The sequence below is a fragment of the Geothrix sp. SG200 genome, from assembly GCF_022808935.1.
GTDB lineage: Bacteria > Acidobacteriota > Holophagae > Holophagales > Holophagaceae > Geothrix > Geothrix alkalitolerans.
Map to the genome: position 1 here is coordinate 139,984 of NZ_JAKZFR010000005.1, position 21,026 is coordinate 161,009.

Genomic DNA, 21,026 nt, shown 5'->3' on the forward strand with positions numbered 1-21,026 from the left:
CCTCCAGGATGACGGGAAAAGGGTCCTCGGTCCCTGGTCTTCAGTCCTGATGCCTCAGGCTCCGGGACCTCAGGCCCCGGCCTTCGGTTTCCGGGCCTGGCCTTCCCGCACCAGCTGGCCACAGGCGCCCGCCACGTCCTGGCCCCGGCTGCGGCGGACGCTCACGGGCAGGCCCGCTTCCGAGAGCAGGCGGCAGAGGGCGCCGACGCGCGCTTCCTCCGGGGGCTCGAAGCCGCTGCCCTCGTGGGGGTTGAAGGGGATCAGGTTCACCTTGGCGGGGAAGCGGCGTGCGAAGGCGGCGAGGCGCCGGCCGTCCTCCAGGCTGTCGGTGACCCCCTTCAGCAGCACGTATTCGAGGGTGATGCGCTCGCCGGATTGCAGGGGGAAAGCCGCCAGGGCCGCCGCCAGCGCCTCCAGGTTCCAGACCCGGTTCACGGGCATGATGGCCGAGCGGTGGACGTCCGTGGTGGCGTTGAGGCTCAGGGCCAGGCGCGGCCGCTTCGCGAAGCTGCCCAGCCGCTCGATGCCGCTCACCAGACCGGAGGTGGACACGGTGATGCGCCGGGGCGGGATGGCCAGGCCCTTGGGATCCGTGAGGATGGCGAAGGCCGCCATGAGGTGGTCAAGGTTGTGCAAGGGCTCGCCCATGCCCATGAACACCAGGTTCACGGCCCGGCCTTCCGGGTGGCCGTGATGGTTCAGCATGGCCACCACCTGGCCCACGATCTCCGCTGCCGAGAGGTTGCGGATGATGCCCATCTGCCCCGTGGCGCAGAACGTGCAGCCCATGGCGCAGCCCACCTGGCTGGAGAGGCAGAGGGTGGTGCGGTCCTCGTACGGCATGTGGACGCCCTCCACCTGCCGGCCGTCCGCGAGCTCGAAGGCGTGCTTGGTGGATCCGTCCTCCGAAGCCTGGCTCTGGACGATGGCGGGCCAGGTCAGGTCCACCTCGGCCTCCAGGCGCGTCCGCAGCGCCTTGGACAGGCTGGAGAACTGCTCCCAGCGGGTCCAACGCTGCCGGTAGAGGCCGTCGAAGAGCTGGCCTCCGCGCCAGGCCGGCTCCCCCAGGGCGGAGACCAGCGCCTTCAGGTCCGCGGCGTCCAGACCCGCGGCGTTGGGACGCGCGGCGCGGCCGGCTTCAGGGGCCGGCAGGTCCCACAACTGGGTCATCGTCAGTCCATCCGGATCTTGAAGGACTTCATCAGGCGCTTGTCGTCCTCGGAGAAGGGCTGCTCGGGGCCCTCCTGGGGCAGCCCTTCGCCGGGGCCCTCCCCGCGGAGCCGGATGGGCGCGGCCTCCAGGATGAGCATGAGTCCGTAGCCCTGGGCCTGGATCTGGAAGGTGAGGTCGCGGCAGTGGTCATCTTCGGCCAAGGCCTTCACCAGCGAATCGCCCAGTTCGCTGACCAGGTGATGCAGGTTCTCGGGCAGATCCATGGAGCCTCCGCTCCCAGAATACCAGCCGGCTCCAGATCCGCCGGCTAGGAGGACTCGCGGAAGGCTGCGACTGCGCGGCGCGGATCTCCGTCCCAGAAGGGCCGGATGGCCGCCACTCCCGCCAGGCGCGGATGCCTGAGCAGGGCCGCCTTCACGGGATCGATTCCGCCCAGGGCCAGGAGGCGCGGGCCCTCCGCGGGCAGGCCGTCGAGAAAGCGGCCCAGCCGTACCGGCCCCCAGGGCGCGCCCTTGCCGGGGCTGGCGAAGATCGGCGAGATGAGCAGCTGGTCCACGCGGCTGCGCGCCGCCCACTGACTTTCGTCGTGCAGGGGACGGGACAGCGGCACCAGACCTGGTTCCACCTCCGGATGGGCTTCCGGGGCGTGCAAGCCGCAGCCCGCGGCGAAGGCCACATCCAGGCGACCGGCCACCCACAGCGCCACCTCCGGGGCGGCGTCCTGGCACCAGGTGGCGGCCTCCAGGAGCGCGCGCGCCTCCAGCTGCTTCTCGCGGATCAGAAAGCCATCCACCCCCGAGCGCAGCACGGCCGCCCAGCGGTCGCGGTCGAAGCCGAAACCCGGCGTGATGGCGAGGAGGATCATCCGAAGAGGCCCTCCAGCACGGCTGGGTCCACCTTCGGAAGGGCCATCACCGCGGCGTTCTCGGTGGCGTGGTCCGCGCGGCCCATGCCGCAGAGGGCCACCGTGACGCCGGCGCAGGAACGGGTGAACTGGAGGGCCGCCTGGGCGGGGGTGGCCCCTCCCAGCGCTTCCACCAGGTCTGCGGGGAGCTGGGAAAGGATGCGGGCCTGCATGATCGACGCGGAGGTCTGCACCGACAGGCCGGCGGCGCGGGCGGCCTGGAGCGGCGTCAGGCCCTCGCCCCGGAATGGCTGGGTGGGGGCGATGAAGGCCTCGGGCAGGGCGAGGTTGAGGGGCAGCTGGATCCAGCGGAAGTGGTGATCCCGTCCTCCGGCGGCCTCGGCGGCGGCCATCAGGCGTTCCAGGCTGAGGTGGTCGGCCCGCCCCGGCGGCACGCGGAACCCGTTCCAGGTGGCCACGCCGTACGCGCGGATCGCGCCGGAGGCCACGAAGCCCTCGCAGGCTTCGAAGGCCTTCTGGATGGCGGCGTAGAAGGCCTCCGGCCCCAGGTGCGGGAGCTGCTGCTCGGGGTTGTGCAGGTGGAAGAGATCCACGGTCGCCACGCCCAGGGCGGCCCGGCTCACCTCCAGCTGGTGGGCCAGGTAGCGGGGTGTCATGGCGTGGCAGCCGTCCACCACATCTTCGGCGGACAGGATGCCCGGGCCCTCCAGCACCCGCTGGAACCAGGCGCGGGGGCTCTCCTCCGTGATCCCGTCGCCCATGGGCAGGTAGCCGGCCTTGGTGGAGACGAAGAACGCCTCCCGGGACAGCCCGGCGAAGGCCGAACCCAGGGCCCGCTCCGAGCGCCCTCCGCGGTAGTTCGCCGCCGTGTCGAAGACATTCCCCCCGGCCGCGAAGAAGGCGCGGGCCGCGGCGGCATAGCCCTCATCGGCGGCGGAGGTGGCCTCCCCGAGGTAGGTGCCGAGGCCGAGGCTGCTCAGGTCCATGACGCCTCCGGGTGATGGCGGAGTCCGGGGGTGCTCGCGCTCTGGAGGACCCCCGGAAGGGTAAAGCGAGGTTCGGCTTTGCCGAACCGAGTGCGGGGGTCCGGGGGTATGCGCGCAGCGAAGCGAAGCGCGGGACCCCCGGAGAGAACTAACTATCCAGGTCTTCCTTCACGCCGTCGGTGCCCATGGTCACCAGGCGGTCCGCCGCACGGCGGGCCCACTCGGAGCCCGGATAGCTCTCCACCAGCTTCTGGTAGTAGCTCCTGGCCTCGTCGCGGAAACCCTTGATGCGCTCGGTGGTGAAGGTGATGAAGTCCTTCTGGTACTGCATGCCCTGTTCCCGGGTGAGCTCCTTCAGATCCTCTTTCTGGAGCTTCTTGGCGTAGTCCTTCTCGAACTGGTTCAGCTCTTCGGGAAGCAGCAGCCGCTGGCGCAGGGCCTCGCCGAGGTAGAAATAGGCCCGCTCGCGATCCACGTAGTCGGGATAGGTCTCCAGCAGGGCCTTCAGGCGCCGCTCGGCCCCCGGGTAGTAGTAGACGTTCACATAGAAGATGCCCACGACTAGCTCGTGTTCGGCGATGCGCCGCCAGCACTGGACGACCTTGGACCTGGCCTCGGGGGCGTAGGGGCTGCCCGGAGATTCCGTCAGCAGCTGCTGGAACCCGTCGAGTGCCTTGCGGGTCTCGGTCTGGTCGCGCTCGGCGCTTTCGATGGACGAGAAGTGACACAAGGCCCGGTGGTACAGGGCATAGTCCCGGAGCTCGTGGCGGGGGAAGTAGTTCAGGAAGCTCGTGTATTCCACTTCCGCTTCGGGAAAGCTGGGGTTCGACTGGAAGAAGAAGCTGTCCCCCAGCATGAGCTTGGCCTTGGGGAACTCGGGAGAGCCCGGAAGGTACTGCTCCAGCTGGCGGAGGGTCGTCCTGGCCTCGTTGAACTTGCCCTGCTTCATCTGCTTGTCCGCCTGAGCCATCAGGACGGTGGAGCTGAGGGTCACCTGGCTGGCGGTCTTCGGCTTGCGGCAGCCCAATCCCAGCCCCGCGAGGAGGAGGCTGACGGACAGGGTGGTGAGGATGCGCTTCATGCGGACTCCGGGGACAGCATTTCAGACATGGCGGGACGGAGCGAAGGGTTCCGGGGGCGCTGGGAGGGATTCCATGCCTGGTAGAGGTGGTCCAGCCAGGGCTCGGCCAGGGCCTGGGCCTCCGCGCGCCGGCGGTCGTGGAAGACCTCGTGGTAGAAACCGGGCAGGCGGTGCCGCTCCAGCAGGCCTGGATTCACCGCGGACCACAGCGCCTCGGAGGCGTCCGGATCCACCACCGTGTCCTCGCCGGATTCCAGCAGCAACATGGGGCGATCCAGCTCCTGGCCCAGGGGCAGCAGCTCGGCCCGGCCCTCTTCCAGGGCGGCGCCGAAGGCGGCGGTGGCCCAGCGGTGGCAGAGGGGATCCGTCTGGTAACGCTGCACGAGGACAGGATCCGAGCAGACCCGGCTCTTGTCGCCATGGAGCTGGATGGGCCGGTGGGGCATGAGCCAGCTGAGGAGGCGGGAGAGCACGACCAGGGCCTTCGAATTGGACCGCACGGCCACGCTGGGGCTCGACAGGATCAGACCGTCCAGGGTGTCCGCGTGCCAGAGCAGGGTGAGCAGGGCAACCAGCCCGCCGAAGCTGTGGCCCAGCACCACCTGGGGGCAGACCGGCAGCGGTGGCATGGGCACGCCGTCCACCACCCGGGCCTGGGCCCCTGTGCGTTCGGCGTCGTGGCGGCGCTCCTGGCGGAGGAAGAGGGCGAAGTCATCCACGAAGACGCGGATGCCATCCGCGTCGCCCCGGATGCCCCCGGACCGCCCAAAGCCGCTGTGATCCATGGCGGACACGGACCAGCCCAGCCCGTGCAGCCAGCGGGCCGTGTGGCGGTAGCGCTCGCCGTGCTCGCCGTAGCCATGGGAGATGACCACCCGCCCCTTGGGCGCCGGGTGCTCCCAGCGCGCGTAGGCGAGGGTCACGCCCCCATGGCCCGACAGGACCCCACGGGCGGTGGGCTCCAGATCGGCGGGCAGCACGGGGGTGGGATCATGCATCTGATCAGAATACCGTGGGGACGGCCGATCCCCGATTGGCATAAACTTGAAGGTTCCCCGGAAGCTCGGGCTGGAGACGCGGACGATGGATTTCGAGACCCTGGTGCGGGCCAAGAACGAACTGGAGCCCCGGGTCCGGCAGCTGGTCGCCCACCTGGATCCCGAGCGCAAGGCCCTGGAACTGGAACAGATCGAGGAGCGGACCACCGCCCCGGGCTTCTGGGACGATCCCGAGGCCGCCAAGCCCCTGCTCCAGAAGCGGGGCTCCATCAGCGATGACATCGCCCTGGCCAAGCGCCTGTCCGGCGGGCTGGAGGACCTGGAGACGGGGCTGGAGCTGGCCCGCGAGGACGCCGAGATGCTGGTCGAGGCCGAGGCCGTGGAGACGGGGCTCCGCAAGGCGGTGGAGGATGCCGAGCTGAGGATGATGCTCAGCGGCGACCTGGACAACAACCACGCCATCGTTGCCATCGCACCCGGCGCCGGCGGCACCGAGAGCCAGGACTGGGCCGCCATGCTGCTGCGCATGTACCTGCGCTTCTGCGAAGCCAAGGGCTGGGCCACGGAGATGATCGACTACCAGGACGGGGAGGAGGCCGGCATCAAGGGCGCCACCTTCATCGTCGACGCGCCCTTCTCCTACGGCTACCTGCGGGCCGAGGCGGGCGTCCACCGGCTCGTGCGCATCAGCCCCTTCGATGCCGCCAAGCGGCGCCACACCAGCTTTGCCGCCGTGTACGTGAGCCCCGAGCTGGACGACACCATCAACGTCGAGATCCCCGAGAAGGACCTCAAGATCGATGTCTTCCGCGCCAGCGGCGCCGGCGGCCAGCACGTGAACCGCACCGAATCAGCCGTGCGCTTCACCCACCTGCCCACGGGCATCGTGGTGAGCTGCCAGAACGAGCGCAGCCAGATCAAGAACCGCGCGACAGCCATGAAGGTGCTCCAGGCCCGGCTCTACGAGCTGGAACAGCGCAAGTTCCAGGAGAAGGTGGCCGCCGCCAGCGGCGACAAGGCCGACGTGGCCTGGGGCAGCCAGATCCGCAGCTACGTCCTCCAGCCCTACCAGATGGTGAAGGACCACCGCACCGGCGAGGAGACCAGCCAGACCCAGAAGGTCCTCGACGGCGACATCGACGCCTTCATCCGCGCCCAGCTCCTGGCCAAGTCGCTCAAGACCGAAGGCTGAGGCTCACTCGCCCTTGGCGATCTTCTGCTGCTCATCCTTAGGCAGCCGGAAGACCCAGCGGCCCGTGATGCGGTCCCAGAGGTCGAAGCAGCAGAGCCAGTTGAGGAGGCCGGCGACCGGGGGCCCCGCTCCGCGAACGGGGTCGAAGGCCCCGTGAGTGGGAGGACGCGCCAGTGGCGCGTTAGATCGCGGGCAGCCAGGGCCGCGTGCGCGCTCGAAGGCGCGCCCAGCGGCCGCCCGGAGGGCGTGATGGCTACTCGCCCTTGGCGATCTTCTCCTGCTCATCCTTGGGCAGCCGGAAGACCCAGCGGCCCGTGATGCGGTCCCAGAGGTCGAAGCAGCAGAGCCAGTTGAGGAGGCCGGCGACCGGGGGCCCCGCTCCGCGAACGGGGTCGAAGGCCCCGTGAGTGGGAGGACGCGCCAGTGGCGCGTCCGATCGCGGGCAGCCAGGGCCGCGTGCGCGCTCGAAGGCGCGCCCAGCGGCCGCCCGGAGGGCGTGATGGCTACTCGCCCTTGGCGATCTTCTCCTGCTCGTCCTTGGGGAGGCGGAAGACCCAGCGACCCGTGATGCGGTCCCAGAGGTCGAAGCAGCAGAGCCAGTTGAGGAGGCCGGCGACCATCACGTAGGTGGCTCCGTACTCCTGCGTGAGCGTGCGCACAGGCTCGGTGCCCGCGCCACCGAAGGCCCAGGCGAAGATGCCGTACGCCGGCCCGATGCCCGCGGTGGCGAAGGCGCCCAGGGTGGGCAGCCAGGCCCCGGCCTGGGGCACGAAGACGCCGCCCTTCACGCCCGCGACCGCGCCGTACTGCATCTGCAGGGCGCCCAGGAGGCAGAAGAGCGTCCAGACGCCGAAGAACGCCTTGGCCCGGCCCTTTTCGCCGATCATCCAGTAGCCCGCACCCGGCACCAGCCACTGGAACAGCAGCGGCTTCCACGCGGCCTGGACGGCCTTCTGGCGGCGGAGGGGCATGGGGAGCCGTGGAACGGACTTGTCGTCGGTCATGCCCCTAGGTTACCCCAGAACGGACGAGCCCCCGCCGGCCTCGCCTTTCCTCGTCCTTCCGCCCTACGATGGTCCCTACCATGCCGCGGATGCGCCCGTTCCTCCAGCTCCGGACCCGGATCACCATCCTGGTCTCGCTGATCTTGGCCCTGGCCTTGACTGTCACGGGGGCCATGGTGGACTGGCGCATGGCTCGCCAGACCCGGGACACCCTGGGGCAGAAGGTGGTCCTGCTCTCTCGGATCACCGCCGAGGCGGAGGTGGTGCGGGACGCCCTGGCGGGAGGCCGCCCCCAGGCGGACGTCCAGGACCTTGCGGAGCGCATGCGCACCGAATCCGGCGTGGACTACGTCGTGGTCATGGACATGAACGGGATGCGGCTCTCGCACCCCAACGCGTCCCTCATCGGTGCCCGCTTCGCTGGCGGTGACGATGCGGAGGTGTACCGGGGGCGGTCCTACCTTTCCATCGCCAAGGGCACCCTCGGCCTCTCGCTGCGTGCCTTCACGCCCGTGTGGAAGGGGGACCGGCAGGTGGGGGCGGTGGCGGTGGGCATCCTCCAGTCCGGGGTGGACCGCACGCTCGTGAGCGTGCGCAAGCGCATCGTCATCGGGGGCGTCATCGGGTTTGCCGCGGGAATCCTGGGGGCCATGTACCTGGGTGGCCGCATCAAGAAGATCCTGCTGGGCATGGAGCCGCAGGAAATCGCCACCATGCTCCAGCAGCGCAACGCCATGCTGCACTCGGTGCGGGAGGGCATCATCGGCGTGAACCGGGACCTGGTGGTCACCATCGTCAACGAGGAGGCCCTGCGCCTGTTCGCGCTGGCGGGAAGCCATGGCGAGCTGGTGGGCCACCCGGTGGAGGAGGTCCTCCCCAGCTCCAGGCTGGGCACGGTGATGGAGACCGGCCAGGCGGAGTACGACCAGGAGGGCGACATCCTGGGCCTGCCGATCCTGACGAACCGCGTTCCCGTCATGGTGGGCGGCCGCATCACCGGGGCGCTGGCCACCTTCCGCGACATCACGGAGATGAACCGGCTGGCGGAGCAGCTGACGGGGGTCCGCCTGTACGCCAATGCCCTGCGGGCCCAGGCCCATGAGTTCATGAACAAGCTCCACGTGATCCTGGGGCTGGTCCGGCTGGAGGAGTACGAGCGCCTCAAATCCTTCATCGCCGGGGTGGTGGGCCGGCTGGACGACGAGGTGGGCTTCGTGGTCCAGCGGATCAAGGACCCGGTCATCGCGGGCTTCCTGCTGGCCCGGTTCGCCTCGGCGCGGGAGCAGAACATCCACATGGAGCTGGACCAGGACGCCTCGCTGCCTCCCTGCCCCGATGACGCGGCCTCCCACGACCTCGTCACCGTGCTCGGCAACCTGCTGGAGAACGCGGTCGAGGCCATCGGCGACGGCACGCGCCGCGAGATCCAGGTGTCCCTCCGGCCCGAGGGCACCCTGCTGCACCTGTCCGTCGCGGACAGCGGTCCGGGGATGCCCGAGGACATTCTGGCCGAGGCCTTCAACCTGGGGTTCTCCACCAAGGGGGAGAACCGCGGCTTCGGCCTCTGGCAGGCCGCCCGGGCCATCGAGGCCCGGGGCGGGCGCCTGGTGGCGCAGAACCGCGAAGAAGGCGGCGCCCTCTTCACGGCCACGTTTACCCTGTTCCTCCGGGAGGAACCATGATCCGGGTGCTGCTGGTCGAAGACGACCCCATGGTGGCCGAGCTCAACCGGATGTACCTGAGCCGCGTGCCGGGGTTCGAGGCCGTGGCCTCCGCCGGCAACGCCGCCGAGGCCCTGGACCTGCTCCGGCGCCACACCGTGGACCTGCTGCTGATGGACATCTTCATGCCCGGGCAGAGCGGCATCGAGCTCATGGGGGAGATCCGTCGGCAGGCCCTGGATGTGGACGTCATCTTCGTGACGGCCGCGAGGGACGCGGCAACCATCGATCGGGCCCTGAAGCTGGGCGCGGTGGACTACCTCATCAAGCCCTTCGAGTTCGAGCGGCTCAAGCAGGCCCTGGATCGCTACGGCGAGACCCGCCGCCTGATCCGGGGCGGGCAGGTCCTCGACCAGACCGAGCTCGACAAGCGCCTGGCCGGGCGGGCCACGGAAGGCCGGAAGGCGGAAGGACTCCCCAAGGGCCTGGACCGGAACACCCTGGAGAAGGTGGTGAAGGCGGTCGCGGCCTGGCAGGGACCGTCCCCCTGGTTCACCGCCGAGGAGATCGGCCACCAGGTGGGCATCTCCAGGGTCTCCGTGCGGAAGTACTTCGAGTTCCTCAGCGCGCTGAAGGTGCTCCGGATGGAACCCGGCTACGGCACCGGGGGGCGGCCGGTCCACCGGTTCCAGTTCCAGAAGGGGTACTTGCGCGAAGTCCAGACATTCCTCTGAGGCCCCCGGGCGTTCCCCCCGCCGCGCAAGCGTGGCAGGGATCTAGAGGCGCGCTGCGCGTCTCCACCTGACGCCACGCGGGGCGTGGCTCCCACCCGCCCTCTGGGCTCGCGGAGGGGGACCTCCCCCCGGACCTCGCTTCGGCGCGCCGGACATTGCGGGTTGCGTTGTAGGTCCCTCGATGAATCCGCTTTCAAAAGTTCCAAATCGGGGAATCAACTTCCAGAACGGCGCGTTCCGGGAAGGCTGACCGAGAATCAGGAAACCTACCCGCAGGTCGTGTGAGCAGTGCAGCTGTTCGGCACCCGGGACCCCTCCCGGGTTTCCGCTCAGACCTCCGGCATCTTTCCCACCACGTTTCCTTCCGGCCCCCTTGGGGCCGCCCGTTCCCCATGTCTGGATCTTCTGAAAGGACCATCCGCATGTTCAAGCGTGCCGCATCAAAACTGTACAACTGGGTTGCCGTCATGATCGTCCTCGGCGCGCTTCTGGGGCACTTCTATCCCGCCATCGCGGTGAAGATGCAGCCGGCGGCCGACGGCTTCATCAACCTGATCAAGATGCTGATCCCGCCGGTGATCATGTGCAGCGTGGTGCTGGGCATCGCCGGCTCCGGCAGCATCAAGAAGGCCGGCCGCGTGGGCGGGAAGGCCATCCTCTACTTCGAGATCGTCAGCACGCTGGCCCTGGTGATCGGCCTGGTCATGGCCAACGTGTTCGGGCCCGGCCGCGGCTTCCATGCCGACCCCTCGAAGCTTGATCCCAAGCTCGTGGCCAACTACGTCACCCAGGCCCAGCACCTGACGATCACCGACCACCTGCTGAAGATGATCCCGAAGACGCTGTTCAGCGCCTTCACGGAGGGTGACATCCTCCAGGTGCTGCTGATCTCCGTGCTGATGGGCTTCTCCCTCGCGGCCCTGCCCGACAAGGTCAAGGATCCCGTCATCGCCATGCTGGACAACCTCAGCAAGATGTTCTTCGGGGTCATGAAGCAGATCCTCTACCTCGCCCCCCTGGGCGCCGGTGCCGCCATCGCCTACACCATCGGGAAGTTCGGCCTCAAGTCGCTGATTCCCATGGCCCAGCTCATCTTCCTCTTCTACGCCACCTGCGCGGTCTTCATCTTCGTGGTGCTCGGCCTCATCGCGCGCCTGGCGGGCTTCAACATCTTCAAGGTGGTGAGCTACATCAAGAGCGAGCTGCTGCTCGTGATGGCCACCAGCTCCTCCGAGTCCGCCCTCATCCCCCTGATGGACAAGATGGAGAAGCTGGGCCTGTCGAAATCCATCGTCGGACTGGTGATCCCCACGGGCTACTCGTTCAACCTGGACGGCACGAACATCTACATGACGCTGGCCTCGCTCTTCATCGCGCAGGCGCTCGGCATCGAGCTGACCCTGGGCCAGCAGCTGGGCATCCTCGTGGTGGCCATGATCACCAGCAAGGGCGCCGCCGGCGTCACGGGCTCGGGCTTCATCACCCTGGCCGCCACCCTGGCCGTGGTGCCCACGATCCCCGTGGCGGGCATGGCCCTCATCCTCGGCATCGACAAGTTCATGTCCGAGGCCCGCGCCATCACCAACCACATCGGCAACTGCATCGCCGCCGTCGTGATGGCCAGCTGGGAGAAGGAACTGGACTGGGACAAGTTCCACGCCACCCTGGGCGGCAAGGCGGAAGCGGCGCTGCCCGTGGGCGAGGTTCCCGTCCTGGCCAACGAGATGGAATAGGGCCTCCGGGTCTGATGGAGAAGCGGGGGCTCCGGCCTCCGCTTTTTTTTGGGGCCGACACCAAAATCTTCGCGACCACGGCTTCGATGAACCCCTCCTTGAGTGAAGAGATCATGGCCTTTAAGTGAGGCGCACCTCCGCAGGGATGGGCTGGCGGTAGAACAAATGGTGTATATACATTGACTTGCGTGAATCCGGAGGCGGCACCACCCTTCAGGTCCAGTGTTTCCCCGCTCTCTGAGGAGGTGTGCATGACATTCCTGAAACCCTTCGCCCTCGGGGCCGCCCTTGCGGTCCTCCCGCTCGCCCTCGCGGTCGGGTGCAATCAGAAGTCGCAGTCCGAGTCCACGGAATCCAAGGATTTCGCCAGCAAGGTGGCGGAGGCCCAGCAGGCTGAAGGCCAGGCCCAGGGCGTCACCAAGGCCCAGGCCGAGGCCATGGCCAAGGCGGGGCTCCAGCCCAACGCCGCGGGCATCCAGCTGACGGAGGACCAGCGCGCCCTTCTGGAAGCGCGCATCAAGGCCGAGAAGAACAACGGCACCGCGGCCCTCCTGCAGGAGATCCTCGACCGCGACAAGCAGATCCGCGAGCTCAACACCAAGGTGGCCAGGCTGCAGTCCCAGCTGCCCAAGCCCCAGATCGCCACCGAGAAGGACAACCACTTCGCCATGGCCGTGCGCTTCCTGAAGGGCAAGGGCCTCTCGGAGGAGAAGGCCAAGACCCTCGCCGCCCGGGCGAACATCCTGGAAGAGCTCCAGCCCGGCTGGCAGGTCTACCAGCAGTACGCCGGCGGCGCCTACATCACGGCCGTCACACAGGGCAAGGCCGAGATCGGCCCCACCGAGTATCTGCACAATCAGCGGGCGGCCCTTCAGAAGGATCGCGATGACCTCTCCACCCAGGTGCAGGACCTGAAGACCGAGCGCTCCAAGGTGCAGGAGGAGGTGGACGCCCTCCATTCCGAGAAGACCACCCTGACGGCCCAGGTGAGCGAGCTGACCACCCTGAGCCAGGCCCAGAAGGTCAAGCTCAACTCGATGCACTACCTGGTCGGCCAGCGCAAACAGCTGGAGAACGAAGGCGTCATCGTGGTGCCAGTCTTCGCCAAGGACCGCATGGGCCCCAAGGCCGTGGCTTCCCGCTTCGTGAAGGATCTCCCCTTGGACGATCCCAATCCCCAGGTCCAGATCCAGGCCTCGGACGTGGGTCTCGCCAAGATCAGCAAGGTGAACGTGGTGCCCGGCTCCCTCCAGAAGGACAAGGACTACACCGTGATCCTCGCCGAGGACCGGAAGAACGCCACCATCCGCATCCTGGATCCCGAGCGCCTGCGCAACGACCGCGTGGTGTTCGCGGTGACGGATTGAGTGATGGTCTTGTGCCATGCGAAAAGCGGGGGCGCAGGCCCCCGCTTTTCGCAGGTTCAAGAACGAACCTGATCCTCGTGAATGGCGGCAGCGCGATGCGAGGGACGATGCGGGCCGCGGGTGGCCCCTTTCGTTGAATGCCCGCCGACGCCTGGCTTCGTCCGGAACCCTTGGGATGGAACCACCCAGTCTGTCCTGAGCCCCAGGCCGACTCGTCCGACCCTCCCAGAGTGCCCGTTGCGAATTCTTCAACTAAAGCCCTAAAAACAGATCAATTTAGGCTTCCTGATTTTCTCCATTCGCAACACTTGTCCTCAGGGTGCCAGGTGTTCACAGTGAGCTCATCCGGAGCCACCCGTGGTCACGGAATCGAACCTGCCCAGACCTCTCATGTTGAGCCGACGAGCGCAGGTGCTGGTCGCGTGCGCGCTGCTGGTGGTGCTGTCGCTGTGGATGAATCCCCAGATCCCCCACCGGATGGCCACCTTGGGGCACCCGCTGAAACGGTTGATCTACCTGGTGGAAATCCTGGCCGCGGTCTTGGCGCTGGTGGGCTGCGGGTTCGCCCGTCGCCGGTGGGCGATCCTGGGGGGGCTTTTCTTCTCTCTCAATTTCCTGGTCGGCACCTCCTTCTTCAGGATCAGGGGGCGGCCCCTGACCCTGGTCGATGGGAAGACCCTCCTGGAATCGGTCGGGAACACGGGCGATGCGCTATCCCAATTCACGGCACCCATCCTCGTCGTGGTGCTGCAGATCCTGGCGGTGCTGGCCCTGCTTGTCTGGGTCCGCGTCGCCGGGCGGGCCAGGAACAGCATCCCCATGATCAGCGCCAGCCTGACCGCGATCGTCATGTACTTGGCGATCCTGGTCATCGGTGGAGACACGGCTTTGAATGGGTTTCCCATGCAGTTCCAGGCGGGTCTGCACGCCGGAACGCTGGCCGTGGATGCCGCGGCCCGCCGATGGGTACAGGACGGGAAAGCCGCGGCGGCGTTCCAGCACGTTCCCCTTGATCCCGCCGTGCGGCACGTCATTCTCGTCATCGACGAATCGGTGGAAGGTGGCGCGTTCCGCGACCTGGTCGATCGGGCCCACCTGCCGGACCTCCGCAATCTCGGTCTGGGGTACAGCTTCGCCAATTCCAGCGCCGCGTCGAACCTGATGCTCAGGCGGGGCGCTGATCCGAAAGATCCGGGAACATCCCTTCGCCACTTCCCCAGCCTGTTCCAGGTGGCGAAGGAGGCTGGGTTCCGGACCGCCTACATCGATTGCCAGGGCGTGTTGGACGACCTGGCCATCCAGGACTATTTCGATGACCTCGAGAAGTCCTTCATCGACGAAGTCCTGCCGTCCGGGGCCTTGGGTGCGCGAACGGAACGGGATCTCAATGCCGTCCCCGCGCTGTTCGGCCAGCTGGGGAAGGCGGATCGGACGTTCACCCTCATCAACAAGGTCGGGACCCACTTCCCCTATGCGCATAGCCTTCCGCCTGAGCTGGCTGGGACCCCGGACCCCTATTCCATCTCGATCTCCCGGGCCTCGCTGGCGTTCCTCCAGGGCCTGGCCGGGCGGCTTCCGGAGGGCACCCTGGTGTTCTACACCAGCGACCACGGGCAGAATTTCCAGGCCAAGGCCCCCCACGGGAATCTGCCCGGGGAATGCGGCATTTCCGAATGGACCGTCCCCGTGATCGTCCTTTCCAGCCCTGAGCTGGCTGGCAGGCTCCAGGGCATCGATCCAGGCTGGCAGGACCGTGCCTCGCATGCGCTGATAAGTGAATCCATCCGGAATCTCCTGGGCCAGCGGATGCCCGGGATGCCGTCGCTCTGGTCGGCGCCCAGCCCCGAAGACGCCTCCAGGCACCGCGCCTTCTACGGCTCGCCCATGGGATTGTTCGGCAAGCCCATTTCCTATCTGATCATCGACAAGGATAGACGTGTGTTCGTGCCCCGGCCGGGGGTGCCAGTCCCCCCTTGAACTGGCCAGGCGCCTGACATCCGCGTCGCCGCTGGCATGGAAGCCGGATGCGACGAAGCGGAGGCACCCACCCCCGCTTTGTCGACAGCTGCGATCAGGACCAGCCCCCGGTCCCCGGCGAACGGCAGGAGCGCGATGCGAGGGACGACGCGGGTCGCGGAGGAGGCTCCAAGGGAGCCTTCGGAGCGGGGCCCCGCCGACCCGAGTGCGCGCTTGATGGCTTCGACGGAGGCTCCATCTCCGCGAGTGGAGCGAGCGGGAGGGCACGCCGGGGGCGTGCCCGTCAGATGGAGGGCGCGCTGGTGGACGGCAGAAGCTGACCGGCCCCGGAGGGGCGACAGGGCTCCGGGGGAGCCCTGTCGAGGGAGGCTTTCGTGCGGAAACGAAGAGGGGGCCGAATGGCCCCCTCTTCGTTGAAAGTCCGCCAGCGCCAGGACTAGTCCGTGGCGAACGGCAGCAGCGCGATGTTGCGAGCGCGCTTGATGGCTTCGACGAGGGCGCGCTGGTGGACGGCGCACACGCCGCTGGTGCGGCGGGGCAGCACCTTGCCGCGCTCCGGGGTGAAGGCCTGGAGGGTCTTCACGTCCTTGTAGTCGATGAGGGTGCTCTTTTCGACGCAGAACTTGCAGAACTTGGCGCGTCGTCCCCCAAAGGCCTTCTTCTTCTTGGGCTTGCCCTTCTTGGCGTCGCTGCGGCGCTTCATCCCATCACCTCTTCAGCGGAACGTTCCTTGATGCCTGCCTGGGCCTTGCGCTTGGCCTCGCGCTCGATGCGCTGCTTGGCGCGGCCCGCGGCCTTCTCGGCCTCGTCCATGCGGACGCTCAGGTACTTGATGACCGAATCGTGGTTGCGGAAGCGGCGCTCCAGCTCGGCGATGAGGTCGGGGCCCGCGTTCATCTCGAACAGCGTGTAGTAGCCCTCGCTGAACTTCTGGACTTCGTAGGCCAGCTTCTTGCGGCCCCACTTGTCGGTCTTGAGCAGCTCGCCACCCTGCTCGGCAATGATCCCCTCGAACTGCTTGACGAGCTCATCGCTCTGCTCGTCCGTCAGCGTGGGGGAGGCGATGAAGATGGTCTCGTAGTGACGCATCTGTCCTCCTTGTGGATGTGAAGCCCCCCTCTGGGTTCCGGGGAGCAAGAGAGGTCCCATCTCTCGCCGGCAGCGCCGGTGAGGAGCACGGTCCGGGGGGCCGTGCGTTCGATGGGTACGCCTCCAGCGGAGGCGCGAACGGATAGTTTCGCGCGGAAGGTCAGGAAATTCAATGAAAAGTCGTGCGGCTCAGCCCTCGACCGGGGTCCAGAACGCCGTCGGATTCACCAGGTTCGCCAGGCCACCCAGATCCTCCGTCTGCCCGAGCAGATCCAGGAACCGGGCAAAGGGGGCGTCCAGCCGGTCGATGACCTCCCATTCGGGGTCGGTCCAACGCTGCAGCACGTAGTCCACCAGGGGGCGCTGGAAGGGGCCGATGCCCAGGCGGAGGCGGGCGATGTCCGTGGTTCCCAGGCACTCGAACACGGAGCGGAGGCCGTTGTGGCCGCCGCTGGAGCCGTCGAGCCGGAAGCGGCCCGTGCCCAGGGGCAGGTCCTTGTCGTCGTAGAGGAGCACCAGCCTTCGGGGGTAGATCCCCGCGGCCTCGGCCTGGAGGCAAGCCTCCCCGGAGAGGTTCATGTAGGTGGCGGGCACCAGGGCCTGGAGGCCCTCCGTCAGCGGATAGAGCGTGCCCGAGGGGAACCGCTTGGCGGGAGTCGGCGCCAGCTCCCGGTCCGCCATCCAGCGCTGGAGCATGAGGCGGCCGAGGTTGTGCCGGGTGTCCTGGTACTCCGGGCCGGGGTTTCCGAGGGGAACGAGGGTCCACATGGGTCGAAGCTATCAGCTGTCGGCTGTCAGCTTTCGGAAAAGGCAGCGGGCGCCTTCGGGCGCCCGCTGGCGGAGTGAAGAGCCTTCAATGCTGGTGGTGGGGCTCGGGCTTGGCGGGGGCGGTGCGGGCTTCCACTTCGGCACCCTCGGCGTGGGCACTGCCACCAGCGGCGGCCTGATAGACGCCGTCCACGTAGTGGAGGAAGTCCACATAGGCGGCCACGGCCTTGCGGCCGGAGGCGGGATTCGTCGGCGCCTCGCTGCGGGTGGCGCGGGTCTCCTTGAAGCGGGCTTCGAGGCCGGGCTTGAGGACGCTGTGCATGAGCTCGAACACGGGCTTCATGTCGCCGGAGGCCAGGGCCTTGTCCGCCGCCGGGATGGCGGGGCCCAGGTCCAGACCCGCAGGCTTGAGCCCCGTGTAGGGTGCGCCCTCGCCCGCACGGTGAAGGCGCACCAGAGTCTCGAAGAAGTAGGTCTCGGCCAGCTCCTTCGCCTCGGGGCCCAGCGCGCCGACCTTGAGGGTGCGGGCGAAGGCTGCGCGGATCTGGGCTTCGTCCTCGGCCTTCACCCATGCGAGCACGGGGTTGACGTCGCCCTTCGCCAGGGCCTTCCGGGCAGTGACGATCACGGGACCGTCCAGGGCATCGCAATGGGCGCTCAGGGGCAGGGCGCCGAGGCCGGCCAGGAGGATCGTGAGCAGGATGGGAAGCTTTCGCATGGGGAGCTCCGGGAAGCCGCCGGCTCAGGGGGCTGGCGGTGGTTGCAGTAGCGCCAGAAGGGTGGCGCAGGTTTCATCGGTGTCCTGGGCTCGGCCCTGGCCGGCGGCTTGGGCGTGCACGAGTTGCATGAGCATTCCGAAGACCACGGCCAGCAGGGCCCCCGCCGTGAGATCGCTGCGGATGACACCTTCCCGCTGCCCCTCCTCGAGGGCGGCCTGAAGGAAGGCCCTGGTCCGCACGACCACGGAGCGGAGCCGCTCGGCGGCGGCGGCCGGCAGGGCCAGGGCGAACTGCTCGGAGAACATCAGCCGGCCGATGCCCCGATGGCCGCCCACCACCCTCGCCCGGGCCCGAAGCAGGGCCAGGAGGCGCTCCAGGGGCGGATCGGTCTCCGGGGGGAAGGTGCCGAGGATCAGTTCCTCCACCCGCAGGACCACGGCCTCGAGGATCTCGTCGCGGTTCGCGAAGTGGCGGAAGGGGGCGCCGCTGCTCACGCCCAGCTCGGCCGCCAGGGCGCTGGTGGTCAAGGCCGCGATGCCCCGAGTCTCGATGATTCGGAGTGCCGCATCCGTAATTTCTACGCGCTTAGAGGTGAGTTCCAGAGCCGATCCAGCCATGTCTCGAGTGTAAGTAAGTACTTACTTTTGTCAACCTCAAAAAAACGAGCGCCAAGTGGCGCCCGTTTTCCAGCAGCTGATCGCTGACAGCTACTTCTTCTCTTCCTTCTTGCCCTTCTTGGCCACTTCGGGCTCGGCGGCGGCCGGCGCGGCGGCTTCCTCTTCCTCGGCGGCCTTGCCGCGGACGGAGCAGACCGTCTGGTGGGCGTCGCCCACGAAGGCCACGTTGGGCATGAGGGCAATCTGCTCGAAGCGGATGCTGTCACCCACGGCCAGGTTGGTCACGTCCACATCGATGTGGGCGGGGATGATGCTGGGCAGGCACTCGAGCTCGATCTCCCGGTGGGCGAAGTCGAGGATGCCGCCCATGCTCTTCACGCCGATGGAGGTGCCGATGAGGCGCACGGGCACCTTCACGCGCACCTTGTGGGTCATGTCCACGCGCATGAAGTCGACATGGCGGAGGCGGCCGGTGACGGGGTCGCGCTGCAGGTCCTTGATGATGACGTGGCGCTTGATGTCCGTGCCCTCGCGCTGGAGGAACATCACGGAGTTCATGCCGGCGTCGCTGGCCAGCACGCGGGCCACGGCCTTGGGGCTGATGGCGATGGCGATGGGCGCCTCGTTCAGGCCATAGACCACGGCGGGGATCATGCCGTTCTTCTTGAGATCGCGAATGGCGGCCTTGCCGAAGGTCTCGCGCTTGGGGACGACCAGGACTTCCTGGGACATGTCTTCCTCCTACCTGGCGGCTGGCTGCCGCCCTCTCGTTGGGGTGGGTCCGGGCGGACCGGTCGGCGCCTCCCCATGGAGGGCCGAACCACCGATTCTGCCTGAAAAAGCCCCGGAACCAAAGGGGATATTCCCCGCGGCCCGACACACGGCCGTCACAGGCCGGGATTATCCTGCTTCCATGTTCCACCCCATCCCCCGTCCCGAGGAACTGCTCAACCGCGAGCTGAGCTGGCTGGACTTCAATGCCCGGGTCATGGAGGAGGCGGAGGATCCCTCGGTGCCGCTGCTGGAGCGGGTGAAGTTCCTCGGCATCGTATCGAACAACTGGGACGAGTTCTTCATGGTGCGGGTGGCGGGCATCTGGCGCCAGATCGACGCGGGGATCACCCAGCCCGGCCCGGACGGTCTCACGCCCCGCCAGCTGCTGGAGCGGGTGGCGGGGCGGATCCACGCCTACTCCGCCCGGCAGCACGAGCTCTTCCACGCCATCCTCGAGCCCCAGCTGGAGGCCTCAGGCATCCGCATCCTCGACCCGAAGGACCTGGATGGAGTGCAGGAGGCCTTTGTCCTCGACTACTTCGAGCGCAGCATCCTGCCCCTCATCACGCCTCTGGCCGTGGACACGGGCCACCCCTTCCCCCGCCTGGGCAACCGGGCCCTGGTGCTGGTGGTGGAGCTAGTGCCGGACGAGGACCTGCTGGACGGGGACCTGCCGGCCTCGGAGCTGTCCTTCATCCACGTGCCCACGGGCCTCGCCTCCCGCTTCCTCCGTGTGCCCTCGGCGGCGGACACCCACGCCTTCGTCATGCTCGAGGACGTGGTCCGCCATCACCTGGCCCGCCTCTTCCTGGGCTATGCGGTGAAGTGCTGCCACGCCATCCGCGTCACCCGCGACTCGGACCAGCCGGTGGAGGAGGATCCCTCCGAGGACCTGCTCAAGACCGTGGAGGAGAGCCTGCGCGATCGGCGCCGGGGCGCCGTGGTGCGCCTCCAATACGAGCATGGCCTGTCGGCCAAGGTACTGGACCTGCTCATCGAGGAGATGGAGCTGAGCCCCGAGGACCTCTACCCGAGTTCGGGCCTCACGGCCTTCTCGGACCTCATGCAGCTCTACGTCCAGCTGGACCTGCCCCACCTCAAGGACTCGCCGCTGCCGCCCCTGCCCGTGCCCCAGCTGGACCAGGCGGGCAGCGTCTTCGACGCCATCGCCAAGAACGACATCCTCCTCCACCATCCCTACCAGAGCTTCGACGACAGCGTGGTGCGCTTCGTGCGCGAGGCCGCCGAGGATCCCAAGGTCCTCGCCATCAAGATGACGCTCTACCGGGTGACGGCCAACAGCCCCGTGGCCGCGGCCCTGGAGCGCGCGGCGGAGCGGGGCAAGCAGGTGGCCGCCATCGTGGAGCTGCGGGCCCGCTTCGACGAAGCCGCCAACATCGCCTGGGCCCGGCGCCTGGAGAAGACCGGCGTCCACGTGGTCTACGGCCTGCCCAACCACAAGATCCACTGCAAGGCCTGCCTGGTGGTGCGCCAGGAGGCCGCCGGCATCCAGCGCTACTGCCACCTGGGCACGGGCAACTACAACGAGCGGACCAGCCGCCTCTACTCGGACCTGGGCCTCTTCACCGCCCGGCCGGAGTTCGGCGAGGATCTCTCCAACCTCTTCAACATGCTCACGGGCTACACCCGCCCCCCGAAGTTCAACCAGATCCTCCTGGCGCCCCAGCACCTGAAGAAGGCGCTTAAGGAGCGCATCCAGCGGGAGATCGGCCACGCGCGGAAGCAGCGCCCGGCGCGGATGGTGCTCAAGATGAACGCCCTGGTGGACCCGCAGCTCATCCAGCTGCTCTACGAGGCCAGCCGCGAAGGCGTGAAGGTCGACCTCATCGTGCGGGGCACCTGCTGCCTGCGGCCCGGCGCGCCGGGCCTGTCGGAGAACATCCGCGCCCTGTCCATCCTCGACCGCTTCCTGGAACACGCCCGGGTCTACCACTTCGCCAACGACGGACAGCCCGAGACCCTCCTCGCCAGCGCCGACCTCATGCCCCGCAACCTGGATCGCCGCGTGGAACTGGCCTTCCCCCTGGTGGATCCCCAGCTGGCCGCCCAGGTGGTGGAGATGCTGGACCTGCAGCTCCATGACACGCTCAAGGGGCGGGTACTGGGCCCCGACGGCGACGTGCTCCGCAGGGGCCTCGACGAGCAGGATCCTCCGCTGCGAAGCCAATTGCGGATCTACGAGCACTCCCTCCTGGCCAGCGGCGTGGGGGCCGTGACTCGGAAGCTGCCGCCCGAGGCCTGATGCCGATTTCCATTCGATGGTTAGG

General features: G+C 68.0%; 20 protein-coding genes. 7 read left to right on the top strand and 13 right to left on the bottom strand.

What is annotated here, in order from left to right:
- Positions 1-69: 69 nt before the first annotated feature.
- The 6 genes from rlmN to ML539_RS11345 form a co-directional block, all read right to left on the bottom strand.
- Complete coding sequence (gene rlmN / locus ML539_RS11320; RefSeq protein WP_243323945.1) at positions 70-1,170, bottom strand: 23S rRNA (adenine(2503)-C(2))-methyltransferase RlmN; 1,101 nt, start codon at positions 1,168-1,170, stop codon at positions 70-72.
- Between the two features lie 2 nt (positions 1,171-1,172).
- Complete coding sequence (locus ML539_RS11325) at positions 1,173-1,436, bottom strand: hypothetical protein (protein ID WP_243323946.1); 264 nt, start codon at positions 1,434-1,436, stop codon at positions 1,173-1,175.
- A 44-nt stretch (positions 1,437-1,480) separates the two neighbouring features.
- A complete protein-coding gene (locus ML539_RS11330; protein ID WP_243323948.1) occupies positions 1,481-2,038 on the bottom strand; it encodes a thiamine phosphate synthase in 558 nt (185 codons plus the stop codon).
- Positions 2,035-3,024 (bottom strand): aldo/keto reductase, encoded by a 990-nt coding sequence (locus tag ML539_RS11335; RefSeq protein WP_243323950.1) that lies wholly within the window; start codon positions 3,022-3,024, stop codon positions 2,035-2,037. The genes ML539_RS11330 and ML539_RS11335 overlap by 4 nt, the downstream gene beginning before the upstream one ends.
- Before the next feature lie 148 nt (positions 3,025-3,172).
- Entirely contained in the window at positions 3,173-4,105 is a 933-nt protein-coding gene (gene bamD, locus ML539_RS11340) for an outer membrane protein assembly factor BamD (protein WP_243323956.1), read from the bottom strand.
- Positions 4,102-5,103 (bottom strand): alpha/beta hydrolase, encoded by a 1,002-nt coding sequence (locus tag ML539_RS11345; protein WP_243323957.1) that lies wholly within the window; start codon positions 5,101-5,103, stop codon positions 4,102-4,104. Before ML539_RS11345 ends, bamD begins: the two co-directional genes overlap by 4 nt.
- 85 nt (positions 5,104-5,188) lie before the next feature.
- On the opposite strand from ML539_RS11345, the gene prfB reads away from it, so the two are divergent.
- Positions 5,189-6,295 carry a peptide chain release factor 2 gene (gene prfB, locus ML539_RS11350; RefSeq protein ID WP_243324134.1) on the top strand — a complete coding sequence of 369 codons (1,107 nt, stop codon included), beginning with the start codon at positions 5,189-5,191 and terminating at the stop codon, positions 6,293-6,295.
- Between the two features lie 503 nt (positions 6,296-6,798).
- Here the strand turns inward: prfB and ML539_RS11355 are convergent.
- Positions 6,799-7,299 (bottom strand): DUF6677 family protein, encoded by a 501-nt coding sequence (locus ML539_RS11355; RefSeq protein ID WP_243323959.1) that lies wholly within the window; start codon positions 7,297-7,299, stop codon positions 6,799-6,801.
- Positions 7,300-7,388: 89 nt separating this feature from the next.
- Here ML539_RS11355 and dcuS point away from each other — a divergent pair, with 89 nt between their 5' ends.
- The 5 genes from dcuS to ML539_RS11380 all read left to right on the top strand — a co-directional run bounded on the left by dcuS (position 7,389) and on the right by ML539_RS11380 (position 14,771).
- A complete protein-coding gene (gene dcuS, locus ML539_RS11360; RefSeq protein ID WP_243323960.1) occupies positions 7,389-8,981 on the top strand; it encodes a DcuS/MalK family sensor histidine kinase in 1,593 nt (530 codons plus the stop codon).
- On the top strand, positions 8,978-9,694 hold the full coding sequence (locus ML539_RS11365) for a response regulator (protein WP_243323962.1): 717 nt from the start codon (positions 8,978-8,980) through the stop codon (positions 9,692-9,694). Before dcuS ends, ML539_RS11365 begins: the two co-directional genes overlap by 4 nt.
- A 422-nt stretch (positions 9,695-10,116) precedes the next feature.
- Positions 10,117-11,427 (top strand): C4-dicarboxylate transporter DctA, encoded by a 1,311-nt coding sequence (gene dctA / locus ML539_RS11370; RefSeq protein ID WP_243323964.1) that lies wholly within the window; start codon positions 10,117-10,119, stop codon positions 11,425-11,427.
- 251 nt (positions 11,428-11,678) lie between these two features.
- Positions 11,679-12,794, top strand: coding sequence for a hypothetical protein (locus ML539_RS11375; protein ID WP_243323967.1), 1,116 nt, complete (start codon positions 11,679-11,681; stop codon positions 12,792-12,794).
- Between the two features lie 390 nt (positions 12,795-13,184).
- Positions 13,185-14,771 carry a hypothetical protein gene (locus tag ML539_RS11380; protein ID WP_243323969.1) on the top strand — a complete coding sequence of 529 codons (1,587 nt, stop codon included), beginning with the start codon at positions 13,185-13,187 and terminating at the stop codon, positions 14,769-14,771.
- Between the two features lie 436 nt (positions 14,772-15,207).
- Here the strand turns inward: ML539_RS11380 and rpsR are convergent, their stop codons facing one another.
- The 6 genes from rpsR to ML539_RS11410 all read right to left on the bottom strand — a co-directional run bounded on the left by rpsR (position 15,208) and on the right by ML539_RS11410 (position 18,696).
- Positions 15,208-15,474: a 30S ribosomal protein S18 gene (rpsR, locus tag ML539_RS11385; RefSeq protein ID WP_243295579.1), complete on the bottom strand. Its 267-nt coding sequence runs from the start codon at positions 15,472-15,474 to the stop codon at positions 15,208-15,210.
- Positions 15,471-15,860 (bottom strand): 30S ribosomal protein S6, encoded by a 390-nt coding sequence (gene rpsF / locus ML539_RS11390; RefSeq protein WP_243288344.1) that lies wholly within the window; start codon positions 15,858-15,860, stop codon positions 15,471-15,473. Before rpsF ends, rpsR begins: the two co-directional genes overlap by 4 nt.
- 189 nt (positions 15,861-16,049) lie before the next feature.
- Entirely contained in the window at positions 16,050-16,628 is a 579-nt protein-coding gene (pth, locus tag ML539_RS11395) for an aminoacyl-tRNA hydrolase (RefSeq protein ID WP_243323972.1), read from the bottom strand.
- An 85-nt stretch (positions 16,629-16,713) separates the two neighbouring features.
- Positions 16,714-17,346, bottom strand: a complete 633-nt coding sequence (locus tag ML539_RS11400) for a DUF6448 family protein (protein WP_243323974.1) — start codon at positions 17,344-17,346, stop codon at positions 16,714-16,716.
- 24 nt (positions 17,347-17,370) lie between these two features.
- On the bottom strand, positions 17,371-17,964 hold the full coding sequence (locus tag ML539_RS11405) for a TetR/AcrR family transcriptional regulator (protein WP_243323975.1): 594 nt from the start codon (positions 17,962-17,964) through the stop codon (positions 17,371-17,373).
- A 90-nt stretch (positions 17,965-18,054) separates the two neighbouring features.
- Complete coding sequence (locus tag ML539_RS11410) at positions 18,055-18,696, bottom strand: 50S ribosomal protein L25 (RefSeq protein WP_243323976.1); 642 nt, start codon at positions 18,694-18,696, stop codon at positions 18,055-18,057.
- Between the two features lie 181 nt (positions 18,697-18,877).
- Here ML539_RS11410 and ppk1 point away from each other — a divergent pair, with 181 nt between their 5' ends.
- Positions 18,878-21,001, top strand: a complete 2,124-nt coding sequence (gene ppk1 / locus ML539_RS11415) for a polyphosphate kinase 1 (RefSeq protein WP_243323977.1) — start codon at positions 18,878-18,880, stop codon at positions 20,999-21,001.
- Positions 21,002-21,026: the final 25 nt, after the last annotated feature.